The 18229-nt window shown below is 60.1% G+C and carries 16 protein-coding genes; 4 read left to right on the top strand and 12 right to left on the bottom strand.

Annotated features, from left to right (window positions below; all coding sequences use genetic code 11):
* The first annotated feature begins 56 nt into the window (after positions 1-56).
* Positions 57-968, top strand: a complete 912-nt coding sequence (locus AKG12_RS19115) for a 2-dehydro-3-deoxygalactonokinase (protein ID WP_052820092.1) — start codon at positions 57-59, stop codon at positions 966-968.
* Between the two features lie 105 nt (positions 969-1073).
* On the opposite strand, the gene AKG12_RS19110 is transcribed toward AKG12_RS19115, so the two are convergent.
* The 4 genes from AKG12_RS19110 to AKG12_RS19095 form a co-directional block, all read right to left on the bottom strand.
* Complete coding sequence (locus AKG12_RS19110) at positions 1074-1850, bottom strand: ABC transporter permease (RefSeq protein WP_052820062.1); 777 nt, start codon at positions 1848-1850, stop codon at positions 1074-1076.
* A complete protein-coding gene (locus AKG12_RS19105) occupies positions 1837-2604 on the bottom strand; it encodes an ABC transporter ATP-binding protein (RefSeq protein WP_046800509.1) in 768 nt (255 codons plus the stop codon). Before AKG12_RS19105 ends, AKG12_RS19110 begins: the two co-directional genes overlap by 14 nt.
* A gap of 65 nt (positions 2605-2669) precedes the next feature.
* Positions 2670-3671: an ABC transporter substrate-binding protein gene (locus AKG12_RS19100; RefSeq protein WP_052820061.1), complete on the bottom strand. Its 1002-nt coding sequence runs from the start codon at positions 3669-3671 to the stop codon at positions 2670-2672.
* Between the two features lie 46 nt (positions 3672-3717).
* A complete protein-coding gene (locus tag AKG12_RS19095; RefSeq protein ID WP_052820060.1) occupies positions 3718-4800 on the bottom strand; it encodes a 4-oxalomesaconate tautomerase in 1083 nt (360 codons plus the stop codon).
* Positions 4801-4905: 105 nt separating this feature from the next.
* Here AKG12_RS19095 and AKG12_RS19090 point away from each other — a divergent pair, with 105 nt between their 5' ends.
* Entirely contained in the window at positions 4906-5802 is an 897-nt protein-coding gene (locus tag AKG12_RS19090; protein ID WP_046800456.1) for a LysR family transcriptional regulator, read from the top strand.
* A 138-nt stretch (positions 5803-5940) separates the two neighbouring features.
* On the opposite strand, the gene AKG12_RS19085 is transcribed toward AKG12_RS19090, so the two are convergent.
* Positions 5941-7275, bottom strand: a complete 1335-nt coding sequence (locus tag AKG12_RS19085; RefSeq protein WP_052820059.1) for an aspartate aminotransferase family protein — start codon at positions 7273-7275, stop codon at positions 5941-5943.
* A gap of 103 nt (positions 7276-7378) precedes the next feature.
* Between AKG12_RS19085 and AKG12_RS19080 the strand changes: the two genes are divergently transcribed.
* Positions 7379-8227: a LysR family transcriptional regulator gene (locus AKG12_RS19080; protein WP_052820091.1), complete on the top strand. Its 849-nt coding sequence runs from the start codon at positions 7379-7381 to the stop codon at positions 8225-8227.
* On the opposite strand, the gene AKG12_RS19075 is transcribed toward AKG12_RS19080, so the two are convergent.
* The 3 genes from AKG12_RS19075 to ampC form a co-directional block, all read right to left on the bottom strand.
* Complete coding sequence (locus AKG12_RS19075; RefSeq protein ID WP_052820058.1) at positions 8217-9551, bottom strand: solute carrier family 23 protein; 1335 nt, start codon at positions 9549-9551, stop codon at positions 8217-8219. The two genes, AKG12_RS19080 and AKG12_RS19075, sit on opposite strands and share 11 nt — an antisense overlap.
* A 197-nt stretch (positions 9552-9748) precedes the next feature.
* Positions 9749-11158 (bottom strand): GGDEF domain-containing protein, encoded by a 1410-nt coding sequence (locus AKG12_RS19070; protein WP_052820057.1) that lies wholly within the window; start codon positions 11156-11158, stop codon positions 9749-9751.
* Positions 11159-11359: 201 nt separating this feature from the next.
* A complete protein-coding gene (gene ampC / locus AKG12_RS19065) occupies positions 11360-12517 on the bottom strand; it encodes a class C beta-lactamase (protein ID WP_052820056.1) in 1158 nt (385 codons plus the stop codon).
* Positions 12518-12650: 133 nt separating this feature from the next.
* On the opposite strand from ampC, the gene AKG12_RS19060 reads away from it, so the two are divergent.
* On the top strand, positions 12651-13529 hold the full coding sequence (locus tag AKG12_RS19060) for a LysR family transcriptional regulator (protein WP_046800451.1): 879 nt from the start codon (positions 12651-12653) through the stop codon (positions 13527-13529).
* Positions 13530-13535: 6 nt separating this feature from the next.
* Here AKG12_RS19060 and chrA read toward each other — a convergent pair whose 3' ends face one another.
* From chrA to AKG12_RS19040, 4 genes are all read right to left on the bottom strand, one after another.
* Positions 13536-14744 carry a chromate efflux transporter gene (gene chrA, locus AKG12_RS19055; protein WP_082178939.1) on the bottom strand — a complete coding sequence of 403 codons (1209 nt, stop codon included), beginning with the start codon at positions 14742-14744 and terminating at the stop codon, positions 13536-13538.
* A gap of 184 nt (positions 14745-14928) precedes the next feature.
* Entirely contained in the window at positions 14929-15399 is a 471-nt protein-coding gene (locus tag AKG12_RS19050) for a hypothetical protein (protein ID WP_046800449.1), read from the bottom strand.
* Positions 15400-15557: 158 nt separating this feature from the next.
* Positions 15558-16100, bottom strand: coding sequence for a hypothetical protein (locus tag AKG12_RS19045; RefSeq protein WP_052820054.1), 543 nt, complete (start codon positions 16098-16100; stop codon positions 15558-15560).
* A 229-nt stretch (positions 16101-16329) separates the two neighbouring features.
* Positions 16330-18198, bottom strand: coding sequence for a tyrosyl-tRNA deacylase (locus AKG12_RS19040; protein WP_052820053.1), 1869 nt, complete (start codon positions 18196-18198; stop codon positions 16330-16332).
* Between the last annotated feature and the right edge of the window lie 31 nt (positions 18199-18229).

The raw sequence follows: 18229 nt of genomic DNA, 5'->3' as shown, positions 1-18229 counted from the left end.
ATAGACTCGCACCCTATGACAAGCCCCAAGATGAAATGAACGAGGAGGTTCAAGACATGGCAGCAGCGGCGACATCGATCATCGTCGATTGGGGAACGACATCACTGAGGGCGGCGCTCGTCAGTGAAAGTGGTGAAGAACTCGATCATCTGGAAACCGCCGACGGTATTTCGAGCATTGGCAAGGGAGAACATGAGGCGGCGCTGATGACTGCACTCGCACCCTGGTTCTCTCGCCACGGGGCCTTGCCAGTCGCCGCACTCGGCATGATCACCAGCCGTAACGGCTGGGTTGAAGTCGCTTATGTGCCGTGCCCGGCAGGCCCGGCGGAACTTGCCGCCGGCACGGTGCGCAAGTCGCTGCCGAACGGGTCCGATCTCGTCTTCCTGCCCGGTTTGAACGATCCCGCCCGCCAGCCCTTTCCGGATGTGATGCGCGGCGAAGAAACCCAGATCGTCGGCCATGGCCTTGGCGAAGACGCCACCCTCATCATCCCCGGAACCCACAGCAAATGGGCGCGGGTGAAGGCGGGGCGGATTGACGGCTTCCAGACATTCGTGACCGGTGAAATCTTCAACCTGCTCATCAATCATTCCTTCATCGCGCGCGGTTCAACGCAGCCGCCGGTCGACGATCCGGAGGCCTATCGCTGGGGTCTGAAAGAGGCAAAACGATCCGCCGCCATGCTGTCGCTGCTGTTTTCAGCGCGAACAGGCGGGCTTGCCGGCCGGCTTTCGCCGGATCAGCTGCGGTCCTATGTGCGGGGACTGGTCATCGGGCAGGAGTTTCGGCAAGCCCGCGATGCCGGATGGTATGCGGAGGGAGACGAGGCAGCTATCGTCGGCAATGACGGACTGAACGATCTCTATCTGGTTGCCGCAGATGTGTTCGGGCTCAAGACATCAGTGGGCGCGGACGACGTCCTGACCAAGGGGGCACTGGCCGTCCTCAAACAGACGCTTTCCTGAGCGCAGACTATCGCCGGGTGCAATCCCGACAGGACAGAGCCTTTGCATTTCATGAAACGAGGCGGCCCAAGGGCCGCCTCGTTTGGTATCAGCACAAGCCAGACCTCAGGCAGGTCGTTCTTCACCCGCATTCGGCCGCCAGGTGATCAGCCTCTTCTCGGCGATATCGAGAATAAGGTCGATGATGAGAACGAACACGGCGAGAATGATGATGCCTGCAAAGACACCCACCGCGTCGAAATTCCCTTCGGAGCGGGCGATCAGATAACCAAGGCCTGCCGAAGCCCCCAGATATTCACCGATGATGGCGCCAACCACAGCAAATCCCACGGATGTGCGCAGCGACGACAATATCCAGCTGGCCGCCGCCGGAAAATAGACGTGCCGCAGCAGATCAGAACGCTTGGCGCCGAGAATGCGGGAGTTGGAAAGCACGACGGGGTTCACCTCACGCACGCCCTGCATGGCGTTAAAGAAGGTGACGAAGAAGACGAGCGTGACCGCAAGCGCAACCTTGGACCACAGGCCAAGGCCCAGCCACAGGACAAAAATCGGTGCCAGAACGACACGCGGAATGGCGTTCACCGCCTTGATGAAGGGATCCAGCACGCGGGCGACAAAGGGGCTTAGCCCCAGCCACACGCCGGCGCCGACGCCAAGACCCGTACCGATGAGATAACCGAGCACCGTTTCGCTGAGCGTGATGCCGACATGCTTGTAAAAACCCGCATCGGCAACCCAGGTGACCACCTGCATGACGATGTCATAAGGCGCCGGGAAGAAGAAGCGGTCGATCGCTCCCGAGGTGACGCCGAGCTGCCAGCCGCCCAGAAGCACCACCAGAAGCACGACCTGAATGATACGAACATTAACGGCTTGCATAGCTTTTCTCCACTTCACCGCGCAGCGATGCCCATATGTCGCGATACAGGGTCATGAATTTCGGATCGAGTTTAATTTCCGCAACGTTGCGGGGCCGTTCCAGATCAACGGGGAAGCTTTCGATGACACGGCTTTTGGGACCGGCAGCGAGAACGACGACGCGGTCTCCAAGCGCAATCGCCTCTTCGAGATCATGGGTAATCATGACCACCGCCCGACGGTCTTCCTGCCATAGCCGAAGCAGCTCGTTCTGCATCAGATGGCGGGTGTGGATATCCAGCGCCGAGAAGGGTTCGTCCATCAGGATGACCTTCGGTTCGGTGATGAGCGCCTGCGCCATCTGGACACGTTTGCGCTGCCCGCCCGAAAGCTGGTGTGGAAAACGACTTTCGAAGCCCTTCAGCCCGACCTTTTCGAGCCATGCCAGAACCTTCTGACGCCGCTCATGTTCGGGAACGCCGCGGAACAGCAGGCCAAGCTCGACATTCTGATACGCCGTCTTCCAGGGAAGCAGCGCGTCCTGCTGGAAAAGATATCCGATGGTGTTCTGCACGCCCTGAACCGGAACATCGTCAATGGCCACTTTCCCCTGCGCCGGCTTCAGCAGTCCCGCAATGGCGTTGAGGATGGTGGATTTTCCGCATCCCGTTGGGCCGACGATGGAGAGAAACTCTCCATCGCCCACTTCGAGGTTCACGTCCTGAACGGCAACGAACGAACCGAAAGCCATGGTCACGTTGTCGATTGTCACCATGGGCTGGGGTTTGAATTCGGTCACGGGCTCTAGCTTTCTGACTGGTGATGACATCTCGCCCCCCCTCAGTTTGCAGCCTTCGAGGCGGCGGCCTCGACGAACTTGTTGGTATAGGTGGTGTTGAGGTCGATCGTTGCCTTGGCGACTGCGTCGTTGAAGCTTTTAAGAACCGCCAGCGGCGTTTCCAGATCGGCCGGCTCGAACCTGCCATCTTCGGAGAAGATCGCCTTGGCCGCTTCGACAGCCTTGATGTAGGTCTTCTTGTCGCCGGAGACGAAATCATCCGGCAGCCTGTCGACGATTTCCTCGGCCGAATGCTGCTTCATCCAGTGCAATGCCCGCACGGTGGCATTGGTGACTTTCTGGATCACCTCCGGATGGGCATCGATATATTCCTGCGTCGCATAGAGCACCGAGGTGGGGTAGATGCCGCCATAAACATCCCTGGCGCCCTGATCGCTTCGCGCATCTATGAGGATCTTGCCCAGCCCGCGCTCGACCACAATCGTCGCGGCCGGATCGTAATTGACGAGCAGGTCGATTTTTTCCTGCTGCAGCGCAGCCACGGCCGCAGCGCCGGAGCCCACGCCGATGATGGAGATGTCATTGTCGCTGAGATTGTGCTGCTTCATGTAATAACGGATGAAGAAATCCGAGGATGAGCCGGGAGAGGTGATACCGACCTTCTTGCCCTTGATGGTTTCCGGCTTTGCCGGATCGAAGTCCGTATCGTTCTTTCCCGCAAGCACCAGGCCGGAATTGCGGGCAAGCTGGACAAAGCCGATGACATGCTTGTTCTGGGACTGCATCTGGATGGTATGGTCGTAAAAGCCGACGGCGACATCCGTCGAGCCCGCAACCAGCGCCTGCAGGACCTTCGAACCGCCCTGGGCAAAATTCTCTGTCGTCACGTCAAGGCCTTCATCCTTGTAGAAGCCGAGGCTGGCGGCGACAGGAAAAGGCAGGTTGTTGAGATTGTACGAGCCAACGCTCATTCTGACGGATTCGGCATTTGCAGATGCCGCCAGCGCACAGAGCGCAGCTGTTGCAAGCAGGTATTTACGCATATGGGTCTCCTCCCGGTTTGCGATGTTTTGAATGACTGACTGTGGTCTAAGCTGCGTCGTTGATTGCAGCGACTGGTTTGGCGAAGGCAAAACCCTCAAAAAGCCTGCGGGCCGTTCGCACAAGTCCCGCCGTTATTGCCCCGTTGCGCATCTCCAGTTGCACGTCGAGGCGACCGGCGGGATGTTCGAGGCGGATCTGGGTCGGTACGGACGGACTTCCGGCAAGTTCGAAAGCCACCGATCCCTCCGTCACGGCCGCCCGGGCAATCCCCACAGCACCCGTTGTCGCGAGGGCGGGATGACATTCGTCCGGCATGAAATAACGCACGGAAAGTGTGCCTCCATTGCGCGCCGGAGCGACCAGCACGGGCTTTGGTATTACCATGTCCTTCACCTCCCCCATTCCCATCTGCCGGCCGGCCTGAATTCGTATGCTGCTCATCCGCTCGATAAGGTCCCTGTTACCGCTCAGGGTTTGCGGGTCTTCATATCCGCTGACGCCGAGATCGGCTGCACGCATGAGAACCATCGGGATCGCACAGTCTATGGCCGTCACATTCACCCCGTCGATCGTGTCGAGAGGGTTTCCCGTAGGCAACAATCTGCCGGTCTTTGCCCCGGCGGCATCCACGAAAGTCAGGGCAATCGGCGCGGCCAGACCCGGAACTCCGTCGATCGAGGCATCGCCGAGATAGATCACCTCGTTGCCGCGCGTCGGCACCTTCGCCTCGATCAGCTTGCCGGTGTTCACATTGTGGATGCGCACCACTGTATCGTGCCGATGAGCCGCAACAAGCCCCGCTTCGATCGCAAAAGGTCCGACGGCGGCCAGCATGTTCCCGCAATTGGGAGAATAATCCACATATTGCCGGTCGGTACGGACCTGCGCGAACAGGTAATCGATATCGGCCCCTTCGACGGTTGCAGGCCCAATTATGGCGACTTTCGACGTCACGGGATTACCCCCGCCAATGCCGTCGATCTGAAGCGGATGCCCCGACCCCATGATCGACAGGAGGGCTGAATCGCGCTGTCGCGGATCACGCGGAAGGTCGGAGGCGAGAAAGAACGGTCCGCGCGAAGTTCCGCCGCGCATCAGCACACAGGGTATCTTAAGCAGATCATTCATCTCACGCCTCAATCTTGCATTTAGCGGATCAATCCGCTTCGTTGTTGCAATATGGGCAAAAGACGCTAATCTGTTAAATGCAATGTTTAGGGGTATTATTGCGATATGAGCATTAATTGCGAGATTCTGGATTTGCGTGCTTTTCAAGCCGTGGTTGAAATGGAAAGCTTTCATAGAGCGGCGGAAGCGCTCCATATTTCGCAACCGGCACTGACCCGGCGCATCCAGAAACTGGAGCAGACGATTGGCGCTCCGCTTCTGGAAAGAACCACCCGCCATGTGGCGCCGACAGCCATGGGTCAGGAAGTCATTCCGCTTGTCCGGCGCATGCTGGAGGAGTTCGACGGATCGCTTTTTGCGATGAAGGACGGCGCGCAGCGACGCGGCCTCATCACCATGGCGTGCGTTCCGACAGCGGCATTTTATTTTCTTCCCGCCGTCATCAAGGCGTTCAGCCAGCAATATCCGCATATAAGGCTGCGCATCCGGGATCTGACGGCCAATGAGGGGCTGCAGGCCGTCGCCAGAGGTGAGGTCGAGTTCGGCATCAACCTGATGGGCAATTCCGATCCCGATCTGTCATTCGAGCCGCTCATCGACGACCCCTTCGTGCTGGCGATGCGAAAGGATCACCCGCTGGCGGCTTTCGAAACGATCGAGTGGAACCAGCTGGAGGCCTATCCGCTTGTCGTGGTGGACCGTTCCAGCGGCAACAGGACACTTCTCGACGGCGCGCTCGCAAGACACAATCTGAAGCTGAACTGGTTTTACGAGGTGACCCACCTCAACACCTCGCTTGGACTGGTGGAAGCGGGACTGGGGATTTCCGTGCTGCCGCGACTTGCGACACCGCAGGACGATCACCCCTTTCTCGTCAGCCGCCCGATCGTCAATCCCGTCGTCTCACGCACGATCGGCATCGTGCAGAGGCGAAGCAGCACACTCTCCCCGGCAGCGGAAAAATTTGTCGGAATGCTGCTTGAGACCTGGAAAACACAATAGCGCCGACCGGGAGACATGACGCGAAGATTGACCGGCCTAACGGGTACGGCAACGGGCTTCCCTGAAGCCTCGTCGCACCGAGTGGATCACGCCTCGCCCGCTCGCCTGAAATCTGACCGTCAGGCGAGCGTCACGGCCCTACCGCACGGCCTGCGCGGATTCGATGGAATCCGCCAGAATATCCAGCCCAAGATCGATTTCGGCATCCGACACGGTCAGCGCCGGGGCGATGCGGAAGACGCCGCCCATGCCGGGCAGCTTGACGATGTTCATGCTCATGCCGCGCAGCATCGCTTCCTGCATGATGCGGGCACCGAGTTCGAAACCCGGGGCCTTCGTATGCCTGTCTGCCACGACTTCCAACCCGAGCAGGAGCCCGCGACCGCGCACGTCGCCAACGCATTCGAACCGCTGCTGCAAGGATAAAAGCCCGTCCTTCAGGCGCTTTCCGCGGGCAATCGCCTGTTCCACGAGACCGTCACGCGCAACCACGTCAAGGACCGTCACACCAACAGCCGCCGGCAGCGGATCGGACACATGGGTGGTATAAAACAGGAAGCCTCGCTCGAAGGCCTTTTGCTCCACTTCGGCGCTTGTCATCACGGCTGCCAACGGCAGGCCGGCGCCGAGCGTCTTGGAGAGTGTCATGATGTCGGGCGTCACGCCATCGCGCTGGAAGGCGAACATATGCCCCGTCCGGCCGACACCGGTCTGGGCTTCGTCGAGGATGAGCAGCATGCCGCGCTCCTCGCATTTCTTCTTCAGGGCGGCGAGATAACCGAGCGGCAATTCGAGAATGCCGCCGCTTGAGAGGATAGGCTCGGCAATGAAGGCGGCGAGATTGCCGGTCGACTGGCGATCGATCAGTTCGAAGGCGTCGCCAAGCTCGGCCTGCCAGTCATTCGATCCATCCGGGTTGCGGAAGCGCGGGCGATAGGCATTCGGGGCGGGAATGACCAGCGAGCCGGCCGTCGCCGGGCCGTAACCCCTGCGGCCGGCACTATAGGTGGCAGACGCCGCAGCGCCGGTCATGCCATGCCAGCTCTGGGCAAAAGCCACGACCTCATGGCCGCCGGTGACGAGCTTTGCCATGCGGATCGCCGCTTCGTTGGATTCCGCCCCTGTTGTCAGCAATTGCACACGGTCGAGACCGGGCGCCAGCGCTGCCAGCCGCGCTGCAAGTTCGACGACGGGGCGTGACAACATGCCGGAGAAGAGATGCGCGACCGAGGCCATCTGCCGGTTGACGGTGGCGACAATATCCGGGTGGGTGTGGCCGATCAGGGCGCTCATCTGGCCGGAGGTGAAATCGAGAATGGCGCGGTCATCCGCATCGTAAACGAAACTTCCCTCGGCGCGTTCGACGATGATTTCCTCGAAGGCCGGCCCATAGCGGGTCAGGTGTTTGTTGGCGGCGGCCCAGAAGGCCGGCTCATCGTTCAACGAAATGGCGTTTTTCGAAATATTGTCCATGGCACGTTCCCCAAGAGGTGATCCTGAAGAACGGTAACAGGCCCTTGCGGATACAGTCCAATTGATAGTATCTGAAGCAGATATCGATAATTTTGATATCGCCATGCTCGACCTTACGCTTTTAAAGAACTTCGTCATCGTCGCCCGCACCGGCTCCATCAGCGTCGCCGCCATGCAGGTCGGGCGCACGCAATCGGCGCTCAGCACGCAGATGCAGCGGCTTGAGGAACAGGTGGGCCGCAGCCTGCTGCAACGAACGGGTTCGGGAGTGCGGGTCACTGCGGCAGGAGAAAAGCTGCTTGCGCACGCCAATGCGCTGCTTGCCCGGCACGATGAAATCCTTGCGGATATGAGCGAGGCGATCCTTCAGGGAACCGTCAGCCTTGGATGCCCGGAAGACTATTCCATCGCCTTCCTGCCGGAGCTGCTACGCGGCTTCTGCGCAACCTACCCGAAAGTCGACCTGCGGATGGTCTGCGCGCCGACCATCGAGCTGCATCCGCTGCTGCGCCGCCGCCAGATCGACATGGCGCTGGTCTCGCAGGCCGATCCGGATCATCCCGAGGTTCTGCGCAGGGAGAGTTTCGTCTGGGTGGCGGATAGTCCGGACCCGGATCTGCTTGCCAAGGACGTGCTGCCGCTGGCGCTCTCGGCACCGGCGACGCTGGATCACCGCGCCGCCTGCGACGCCATGGAAAGCGCCAATCGCCGCTACCGGGTCGCCTTTGCCAGCACCAGCCTTTCAGGCCTCATCGCCATCGCCCGCTCCGGCCACGCCATCAGCGTGCTGACGAAAACAGCCGTTCCGCCCGACCTCCACATCGTCAGGAGTGGCCTGCCGCCGCTGCCGACGATCGGAATAGCCCTCGCATTTTCCGATCCCCAGACATCATCGGCGGCCAAGGCGCTTGGCGATCACATTCGTACGGTTCTTCCGGGCCTCAGTCTTTAGCGTGATTTCCCCGAGCCGGGGCACCAAGGCTGAGGAGATGATAAAAGACGATGGCGCCGATCGTCGCCGTGCCGATACCATCAAGCGTGAAACCGCCGACATTGAGCTTGAAGTTGCCAGCGCCCAGCACCAGCGCGATGCCCACGGTGATGAGATTGCGCGGCTCGGAAAAATCGACCTTGTTCTCCACCCAGATGCGCCCGGCAGTCGCCGCGATCAGGCCGAAGACGACAACGGACAGACCACCGATGACAGGTCCCGGTATCGTCTGGATCAGAGCGCCGAATTTCGGCGAGAAGCCGAGAATGATGGCCACCAACGCCGCAACGATGAAAACCAGCGTCGAGAAAATGCGGGTAATCGCCATGACGCCCATGTTCTCGGCATAGGTCGTCATCCCGGTTCCGCCAAACGCGCCGGAGAAGATGGTGGCGATGCCGTCACCGATGAAGGCGCGGCCAAGGTAAGGGTCGAGGTTGCGGCCGGTCATCGCGCCGATCGCCTTGATATGCCCGAGATTTTCCGCCACCAGAATGACGACGACAGGCGCGATCAGCGCGATTGCCGAGGCGGAAAATACCGGCGTGGTGAATGTCGGCAATCCAAACCAGGACGCGGCTGCAACGCCGGAAAAATCCACCGGCTTTCCGAGACCGAAACCATTGGCCAGTACCAGATAGGCGATGTAGGCAATAGCCCCGCCGAGGAGGATGGGCAGGCGTCGCGCCATGCCGGGCGCATAGACAGCAATGGCGCCGACGGATGTGACGGTCAAAATTGCAATCCAGCGCGACAGCTGGTCGCCATCGGGATTGCCGGGGCCGGTGCCGGAGGCGCTGGCTATGGCAATCGGCGCAAGTACCAGACCGATCGCCGCAACGATGGCGCCGGTCAGAACCGGCGGCATCAGCCGTTCGATCCAGTTATGGCCGGCAATCATGACGATGACGCCGATCAGGGCATAAAGCACGCCCGCGGCGATGATGCCGCCAAGGGCGAGCGCGATATTGGGGCTCGCAGCACCGGCGGCGGCACCGGTTGCCACCAGCACGGGACCGATAAAGGCGAAAGACGAACCGAGATAGCTCGGCACGCGTCCACCGACGGCGATGAAGAAAATCAGCGTCGAGATGCCCGAAAACAGGATGGAGACGTTCGGATCGAACCCCATGATCAGTGGCGCAAGCACCGTGGAGCCGAACATGGCGACGACATGCTGCAGACCGAGAACTGCGGTCTGCCCGGCGGGCAACCGCTCATCCGGCATGATGCGTCCTTCGGTTTTCAGTCGCCAGCGCGGAAAATAGCCACCTGTATCGCTCATCGTCGTCTGTCCCCCAGAAAGCGGCCGGCGCGATTTGACGAACGTCCCCGTTGCAGATCGCAGCCGTGCAAAAAGATTTGTCTTTATGTGATATGCGACCGTCGTCCCGGACCGAATCGGTGGCGGCGCATCCAATCTCCGGTAGCGCGATTGCCGGCTGCTGTCATCGGGCATCAAGGGGTTACCCACCCCTCAGTTCAGCCGAACCGGAGAACGGGCTCGATCTCGCAGAGCGATGTCATGACCTTGCCGCGGCCTTCACCCTTGGCGCGGTAAAGCGCCTCGTCAGCGCAGCGGAAGGCCTCGTCGCAGGAGGTTTCCGCCCCGGTAACGCTGCTCAATCCGAAGGATGCACCGATGATCATCACGCCGTCATCGACAATATAGGGCTCGGAGAGAAGCACGCACAGCTGGCGGCAGCGCATCTCGGCTTCGGCAAGGGAAATGGCGGGCATCAGCACCGCAAACTCATCACCGCCCAGCCGGAACACCACGTCGCGCTCCTGACAGGCTGCGCGAAGGCGGGCGGCGACCGCCTTGAGCAAGGCATCACCGGCGGCGTGTCCGTGGCTGTCATTGATGGCCTTGAAACCGTCGAGATCAAGGCAGGCGACAGTCAGGTGTCCCTGCTGTGACAGTCTGGCGAATTCGGATGCGACGAGCGACCTGTTGGCCAGTCCGGTGAGGAAATCATGGGTAGCAGCGTGCCGCATCTGTTTTTCGGCCTCGACAAGCGAATGAACCGCGCGGCGGGACATCCGCACCGCGAAGATGCCGCCGGCTATGAGGACGACAAGAACCGTGACGGCAAGCGGCAGGGACTGACGAAGCAGATCCCGCGCCGGGGTCAGCGGCTGCCAGGACAGCGCCTGTGCCTGCCCATTTGGCCCCATGGCGATTTCCACCCTTGCGCGCTCTGCCGGAACGCTGCCGGCCGGCCCAACGGAAGCATCGTCCAGAAGGAAGCGGTTTCCGAGAAACTCCTGCAGGCTGCCGGCGATGGGAATTGCGGAAATGAGCACCGGCGCCCGTTCACCACGGGGTGTCGCTGTCCTGAAGTCCGACTGGAAGAGGCTGGCTGTCAAAAGGACGGCGTCATCGCCGATCACCTCGATCTTGCTGAAGGCGATTGGCTGCGGAATGCCCTCCGGCCTTTCGCCGCGTTCCTTCGCGCGCACGGCATCCACAAGCGAGTGCGCGTCCTGCGCAATCACATCTGCGCCGCGGGCAAAAAACGGGCGTTGCAGAACTTCGTCATCCGTCTTCGAATAGATCAGATCGCCGTCGCCATTGAGAATGCTGACGAAACGTGTGCGCGAGGTGCCGATGAGCGACCGTCCGATATTCCGGTCGGTCCACTCCGGATCGAAGAGATTGTCGATCTTGGCGATGGATTCGTCCCAGATCGTCCACGCCGTCAGCGCAAATTCCACGTCGGAAATCCATATGGAGATGTTGCGTCCGACCAGCGTTTCCTGCCGCTGGCGAAGCTCCGCGTCGAGACGCGCAACGCCGTAATAGGGAATGGCCGCCAGCCCCGCCAGCAATATGGCGATAAGCACTGCGGCCGGTCCGGCAAGCCTGAGTTGGGTGAAACGCATCGTCATTTATGGTCCGATTATTTGTCGGATGTCATTTTCGACACGGCACGTTTCACCGCAGTTACCACGATGGGAATTTCAAATGGGTCGGTTAACACTTGGTTCCCGACACCGGCGGGCGCTTTCGATGAAAGCGCAATCCGCCTTGACGCGGGAGCGATTGAGCTCCCGCGCACGGGTGGCGGACAGCAGACCGCCCGACGGGTATTATTCCGCCCTGTCGAGCGCCGTCAAAATCTCATAGGCCAGGGCAACACGATCCTCATTGGGATAGTTTTTATTGGCCAGAAGGACGACGCCGCGTTTCTGTTTCGGTATGAAAGCCACATAGGCACCAAAACCATTGGTGGAGCCCGTCTTGTTGATGAGGACGTCCTGACGCGGTTTCATCGGCGGGGTGATTTCGGAGACCGGAACCGTCTTCAAAAGGGCGCCGGAATTCGTGTCCACCAGCGTCTTCAGGGCAACCGGATAGGCATATTGTTCCCAGACCATGTCCTGCACCATCGCGCCGACACTGAAATAGCCCGTATGGGTGTTGAGGAGCGCCTGCTGCATTTTTCCATCCAGCTTCTCAAGGCCCATATTGGCATTGATGAAACGGATCATGTCGCTTGCCGAGGATTTGACGCCGTAAGCCTCCGAGGAGAGGATGGCCGGCGTCACCCGGGCCGGGTCGCCGTTTCTCTTATAGCCTTGGGCATAATCCCCCATCTTTGCCTTCGGCACCACGGTGAAGGTGTTCTTCAGGCCCAGTCCGGGCAGCAGCGTGCCTTGCATCGCGTCATCAAAGCTCTGGCCCATGGCCTTTGCGGTAACGTAACCAAGCATTCCGATACTGGGATTGGCATAGGTACGGTGGGTTCCGGCCTTATATGACGGCTTCCAGGCCTTGAGATAGGCCAGCAGCTGCTGTTCCGTCTCGACGTTATCAGGCACCTGCAGGGGGAAACCGCCGGCGGTGTGGGTGCCGAGATGCATCAGGGCAACATCGCCGAAAGGTGTGCCCTTCATGGACGGAAGATAGTCCGCGACCTTGCCGGACAGCGACAGCTGGCCATTCATCTCGGCATAGGTGCTGAGCGCGACCGTGAATGTCTTGCTGATCGAGCCGAGTTCGAACAGGGTCTGCGGCGTCACCGGCTGGCCGGTGCTCTTCGACGTGACGCCATAGGTGAAGACATGGTTTTCACCATCGACGCTGATGGCGACGGCCAGGCCCGGAATGCCGTTTTTCTCCATGACCGGCTTTATCGCGGCATCCGTTATTGCCTTCAGCTTCGCTTCATCGGCGGCGGAGGCCTGTGTGAACAGGCCGGCCGAGAGCAGCGCGGCAAGGGCGATATGTCCGTGATTGAGTTTCATCTTTCGCATTCTCCAAAACCTCAGGTCGATGACCGGCGCTTGCGCCGTCCCCAGCGAAAGAGCTTTAGCGGCCCTACATTGCACGAACAAACCATGATATCTCGGAAGAGATACAAGAAAATCTAGGTCTCAAATGGTTCGGCAATTTCTTCCCCTGAACGGTCTTCGGGCCTTCGAAGCATCGGCAAGACACCTCAGCTTCACCCGTGCAGCCATCGAACTCTGCGTCACGCAGGCGGCGGTGAGCCAGCAGGTGAAGGTGCTGGAAAAGCGGCTGGGCGTCTCGCTGTTTCAACGGCTTCCGCGCGGGCTGAAAATCACCGCCGAGGGTGAAGCGCTTCTGCCCACCGTTACCAGTTCCTTCGACCAGATGGCGACGACGCTCGACAGGATCGAGGCCGGACAGGTGCGCGAATTGCTGTTTCTGGGGGTCGTCGGCACATTTGCCGTCGGCTGGCTTCTGCCGCGGTTGAAGGAGTTTCAAAAACAGCATCCCTTCATCGATGTCAGGGTTTCCACCAACAATAACCGGGTAGACATGGCGGCCGAAGGGCTGGATTTTGCCATCCGCTTTGGTCAGGGTTCATGGCACGGCACCGATGCCTTCCGGCTTTTCGAGGCGCCGCTTTCACCCCTGTGCACACCCAAACTGGCGGAAACTTTAAAAACGCCCGCCGATCTTGTCGAGGCGACGCTTCTGCGCAGCTACCGGTCCGACGAATGGAGCACATGGTTTGCGGCGGCCGGTGTGGCGCCGGCAGCCCAGGTGAATGCCGGGATCGTTTTCGACACCTCGCTCGGCATGATGGAGGCCGCGCTGCAGGGATTGGGCGTGGCGCTGGCGCCGCCATCGATGTTTTCGCGGCATCTGGCGTCAGGTGCAATCATCCAGCCCTTCCCCGTCACCATATCGCTTGGAAGCTACTGGCTGACCCGGTTGCAATCCAAACCGCAGACATCAGCCATGCTGGCCTTTTCGGACTGGATGTTGACCCATGCGGAATTTGCCTGACATGGCTTACAGCAGCGCCAGCAGAACGCCGCCCGCAGCACAGATCACCACCACAACCCATGGCGGTGTCTTCCACACCGTCAACAGGATGAAACCCGCAAGGGCCAGTGTGAAATCCTTCGACGTGAAGATGGCGCTGGTCCACACCGGGTCATAAAGTGCGGCACCAAGAATACCGACGACGGCGGCGTTTGCGCCGCGCATGGCCGCCTGCGCCAGAAGGTGCCGGCGAAACCCTTCCCAGAAGGGCAGCGCACCGATGAGAAGCAGCATGCCCGGCAGGAAGATTGCAATGAGGGCAATGGCTGCACCGGCAACGCCATTCGGCTGCGTCCCCACCACGGCACCGAGATAGGCGGCAAAGGTGAAAAGCGGGCCGGGAACGGCCTGTGTCGCGCCATATCCGGCGATAAATGCATCCTCCGTCACCCAGCCGGTGGCGACGACCTCGGATTGCAGCAGCGGCAGGACCACATGCCCGCCGCCGAAGACCAGCGCGCCGGCACGATAAAATGCATCGAACAAAGAGAGGCCCTGCGATCCCGCCACAGCCGCAAGCAGCGGCAGCAGGCCAAGAAGCAGGATGAAGGCAGCGAGCGCGATATATCCGACGCTTTTCGGCACCCGGAACTGGAGATGGGCAGCGTCCCTCACCGCACCGTTGCGACAGAAGGCAAGCCCGGCAACGGCGCCGACGGCAAGCGCCAGGATCTGCCCGAAAGCTCCGGCCAGAAAAACCACGCAGACAATGCCGGCAAGTGCGATGCTGGCGCGCTGCCGATCCGGCGCAAGGCTTTTTGCCATGCCCCAGACCGCCTGCGCCACCACGGCGACGGCGACGATCTTGAGGCCATGCAGCAGGCCGGTGCCGACCGGCCCCTCGATGGAGGCGGCAATGGTGGCAAACAGCAAAAGCAGGATGGCGGATGGCAGGGTAAAGGCCGTCCAGGCCATGAGAGCGCCAAGCGGCCCCGCCCTCAGGAGCCCCAGCGCAAAGCCTACCTGGCTGGAAGCCGGACCGGGAAGAAACTGACAGAGCGCCACAAGATCGGCATAACCGGCCTCATCGATCCATTTGCGCCGCACGACCAGCTCATCGCGAAAATAACCGAGATGGGCGATCGGCCCGCCGAAAGAGGTGACGCCGAGCTTCAGGAAGGCGGCGAAAACTTCACCGGGAGTGCCGTTTTTTTGGCTGTCGGTTTCGGCTGGCATTGCTTGCGTTGACGGCTTCACGAAAAGCTCCCTGAGCGTGCAACGGCTATTCGTCAACACAAATGGGTATCAAAAAATCATGTCGGTATCAGACACTATTGCGACAGGGATATGAAGGGGCCGGTTTACGTCGACGCCGGAAAGTCGCTGACTTTCCGGCGTGTCTTGATGTCATAAGGAACCGCTACAGCAATTCGGAGAAGTGGGATATCCATCCCCGCTCATCGGTGCCGCCGGAGAAACCGGCCGCGCCCAGAGTGATTTCATACTGCTTGCTTTTCCTGTGGATGGTTACCGCGACCGCGATAGGCGTCTTGGGTCTCCACGTAAAGTCACTGTCCGGGCCGGGTGCGAGCTGGCTGAGGGATTCGAGCTGAACCGCGTCGAGAAACATGACTGTGCTTTTGCCGGTTTTGTAGAGAGACTCCCACCGCGCCTGGGCAACAGCATTTGCGGCCTCGGCGAAGACATCGCCGTCTTTCCTGGGATCAGCCAAGGCTGCCTTGCGCCATGCCGCGAGGATATTGAGGATGTCGTTCATGTCGAGTCCCAGCTCCGCGAGAAACTCGATGGTCTGGGTGTTGCCAAATGTGTTGTAACCGTCCTCGCTGAAAGGGCGAATATGCTTGATCATGAAGTCGCTGAGAATTGGCATATGTGTCTCCTTTGGACATGAGCCAGCTGTTCCCGGCCTTTGATGGCAAGGACAGGTCGGCATGGTTTTGAAGGGTTGCTGGGTGCCGGAATTCCTCCGGCAAGAGGTTGCGGTGCCGTTACGCGCCTTTGCGCGCAGCCGACATTCTGCTTGCAGGTTTAGCCGAAGGTGATGGCGGTGTGGCCGGCCATCCCGAGGAATTCCTGCAGGCCAATGCGCGTTCTGCTGCCGCCATGCCCTGTCGGCCATGGATCGAGGATGTGAAGTTCGAGATCCTTGCCTGCCTCGGTATAACCATAGACGACGTAATAATGGATATGTGTGCCGATGACGAAGACCCGGTTGTTGTCGATCTCGCCTCTGACGACCTCCGGCGTCAGATCGGCGACGAACCCACCGCCGGTCGTTGCATGGTCGAAGGCGTTCCACTGGCTGGAAACCAGCCTGACGATGTTGCTGTCGGGATTGGCGCCGCCCATTTCATCGATCGCAGCGGATTGATCCAGAATAAGCGCCAGCTCCCAGCGCTCCTGAACCTCCGGGTCGACGGTCGCAAGCGCTGCGGTGTTACGTCTTGCGATGGCATATTGCGTGGCGGCGGCAAGTTCACGATAGGCCCGCACCATCTGCTCCACGGCGGCAAAGCACCAGGAGGGCGTTTCCTGAGCGACCAGCGCCGGAGGGTTGTTGACTGTCGGCATGATATTCTCCTTCCTTAAAGTGACACGGCACGGGTTGCGCTTCGATGGCGGCCGGATGCCCGTCGTTGATTTTGCGTTGGTGAATGGTGAGATTTCGTTCCTAGCCGTCCTGCCGGCATATTCGCCGGCAGGACATTGCCCATGATCCATGCCAAGGGGGACGATTCCGGCTGAGACCATGGATACGCTTCCTGCCGGGCCGGAAAAGGAACGGCTGGATCTCAAGGGATCAGGCTGTTTTGCTCAGATCCTGACGATAGGCCTGCAGCGATGCGATTTTTGCGTCCGCAGCGGCCTCGCGTTCGGCGACGATGGCCGAGAGCTTTTCCGAGGCTTCCGCCATATAGTTCGTCAGGCCGGTGCCGGTGAGATATGTCCCCTGCAGCTTGTTGAGCTTTGACCATCCGTCCGCAAAGCTGCGGTTGAACCTGTCGCTGACGGCCCCGACCGCATACCATTGGGCGGTCTGCCTGACGAAGAACTCGTTGACGGAGCGAACGAGCTGGGCGAGACGGTTCTTGCGAATGACCTCCAGCTCGGCCACATTGTCGATCGCCTTGATCTGGTGCTCGGCATCGTCGGCCACGGCCTGCATGAAATCGGCGAAACTTTTGAAGAAAAATGCGATTTCCTCAATGATTTCCTTCATGCGTTTCAGCGCCGTAATGCTGACGTTGAGGGATTGAACCGCAAGCTTGATCTTATCGTCCTCAGCCTGCTTTCCCTTCAGCAGAGCGTTGATCTTTATGAGTTCGGCGGCCTGGGTACGGCGTTCGTTCTCATAGGATTCCGCCTTGTCGATCATCTTCATCTGCATTTCGCGCAGGCTTGCGGCCTGTTGCTGCTGCTCGTCGGTGAGCTTGCCCAGCCCCTTGTCGAGCGCGTCGAGTGAAGCCTGCAGACTGGAAATCAGAGTCTGCTGACTTGCGATCTTCTCCTCCTGCGTCTTCAGTTCCGCGGCGCGCGCGGTCAGACGCTTATCAAGTTCGGCAAGTTCCACGGCCTTGCTCGATTTCGGATCGGTGCCCTCGGCATCTTTCGCCAGCGCCGACCTGCTGTCTTCCAGCGCCTTGATATCCGTCTTTAAGGTGTCGCGTTTTTCCTCGCTCTTGCGCAGTTCGGCCTTCTGCTCGGAAAGCTTGCTCTGCGTGGCGGCCCCATCCGCCTTTCCGCCGCCGGTTGTCGGTGTGCGGGAGCCGCCACCCTGCCCCTGCCAGTCCGCATCTTGGCCGCCCTTGGGCTGTCCCGAAAGCGCGCCGCCGACCGACGAGGCCAGCATGGAGGCAGGACCGCCCGCCACCATGGCGATGGCGGGAATGGCGCTTGAAATCATCTGCGCGCCGACCCGGACGATCGACATGATGAAGGCGCGCTCCTCTGCCGTATTGGCCCGCTTTTCATATTCACGGGCCTTCTTTTCGAACTCCGCAACCTGTGCCTTCAGATCGTTCACAAGCGATTCCAGCTGCTGGCGCCGCGCATCGGCCTCGCGGATTTCCCGCTCCATGGTCGCCTTGTCTTCGAGACGCTTGCTCAAGACCATTTCGCTCGCATCGGTGATCTGCGCCGTTGCCTTGATGATGCCATCATAGGTGGAGGCGACCTTAAGGAGATCGTCCCGCACTTCCAACGCCTTGTCGCGGATATTTTTCGCGAGCTTTATCAGGTCGTTGGAGACGAAGGCCTTGATCTCGCTCTGGTCATTTCCCTCGCGGACATCCAGCCAGTCCGGGAAGAGGTCGTCGACTGAAATGCGGATGCGATTGGCAACATCCATCGCATGTTTCATGGTGAGTTCACTGCTCTGCTGCGCGGTTATCAAGCTGTCCATGATGGCGCTGATGCGTCCGCGAATTTTGCCCTCCTCCTGCGGCGTGGTGTTGTAAGCGATGTAGAGCAGGTCGATCGCATTGTCGGTGTCGCGCTTGGCGCGCTCGACATCGTAGGTCCCCTGGATCTTATCAACATAATACCGGACGAGCGCCGTATCCGCCTTGGGAAGGCTGAATTCCGGCTTCGACACGATCGCTTCGACATCTGCATCGATCGCGCTGTTGAGTTTGGTTTCCCGGCTTTCGAGATTGACGACATTATTCATTTTCATACTCCTGTTGATGGTTGTTACGGAG

This window comes from Agrobacterium sp. SUL3, assembly GCF_001263295.1.
GTDB classification, from domain to species: Bacteria; Pseudomonadota; Alphaproteobacteria; order Rhizobiales; family Rhizobiaceae; genus Agrobacterium; species Agrobacterium tomkonis.
The sequence above is the reverse complement of the archived record's forward strand: the minus strand, read 5'-3'. Positions and strand labels throughout refer to the sequence as shown.